Origin of the sequence: Candidatus Pantoea formicae, assembly GCF_011752625.1 — a bacterium.
Taxonomy (GTDB): Bacteria; Pseudomonadota; Gammaproteobacteria; order Enterobacterales; family Enterobacteriaceae; genus Pantoea; species Pantoea formicae.
Map to the genome: position 1 here is coordinate 1 of NZ_VWXD01000039.1, position 752 is coordinate 752.

The 752-nt window shown below is 76.9% G+C and carries 2 protein-coding genes; one reads left to right on the forward strand and one right to left on the reverse strand.

All coding sequences use genetic code 11. The features are described 5' to 3' along the window. A partial coding sequence (locus F3J38_RS28435) for a TetR-like C-terminal domain-containing protein (protein WP_205298444.1) occupies positions 1-171 on the forward strand: 171 nt, incomplete at its 5' end. 22 nt (positions 172-193) lie between these two features. Here the strand turns inward: F3J38_RS28435 and F3J38_RS27770 are convergent. Further along, positions 194-697 (reverse strand): hypothetical protein, encoded by a 504-nt coding sequence (locus tag F3J38_RS27770; protein ID WP_205298443.1) that lies wholly within the window; start codon positions 695-697, stop codon positions 194-196. Positions 698-752 lie beyond the last annotated feature (55 nt).

Sequence of the window (752 nt, forward strand, 5' to 3'; positions counted from 1 at the left end):
GAGCGCGGCGAACTCCCGGCGGGGACGGACGCGGACGAGGTCGTCCGCGCGGTCTCGGCGCCGCTCTACTACCGGCTGCTCGCCAGCGGCGACCCGCTCGACGAGGCCGCGGCGGACCGGGCGGCCGGCTCCGCGGTCCTGGCCGCGAAGGCGGGGGCGTACGTGAAGTGAGGCGGCTCCGGGACCGGCAGCCTCAGCCCGCCAGGAGCGCCCGCAGCCTGGCCGCCCACGGGTGGTCCGCGCCCTCGACCAGGGTGATCGTCTCGGCCAGCCAGGCGCGGCCGTGGTCGTCGAGCACGGGCAGCGCCGCCTCGCAGTCCCGCTCGTCCTTGGGCCTGCGGGACTTGGACTTGTAGAGGAGCTGGACCTCGGGCGCGAGGTACGGGACGCCCCCGCCGGAGACCCGGCCCAGCCGCTCCAGCGGGAGGCGGACCCGGGGGTCGCGGCGGAACACCCAGTCCTCGCCGTCCGTGTCGTCCAGCATGAACTGCAGGCGCCACGGCTCGTCCGCCCCCGGCCGGCACCAGATGTCGTGCACACCGGCGGGCAGGATCTCGCCGGGGTGCCAGGGCCGCAGCGTGCCCGGCGGATCGGCGGCCCACCACTCCCAGCCGGACAGCACGCGCTGCGCCTCCGACTGGTCGCGACGCAGCAGCAGCACGTCGATGTCGGCGTGGTCCCGGAAGGGGCGGCCCACCGCCAGCTCGACCGCGTACCCTCCGGCGATTCACCACGGGGCGCGCAGCGGGGCG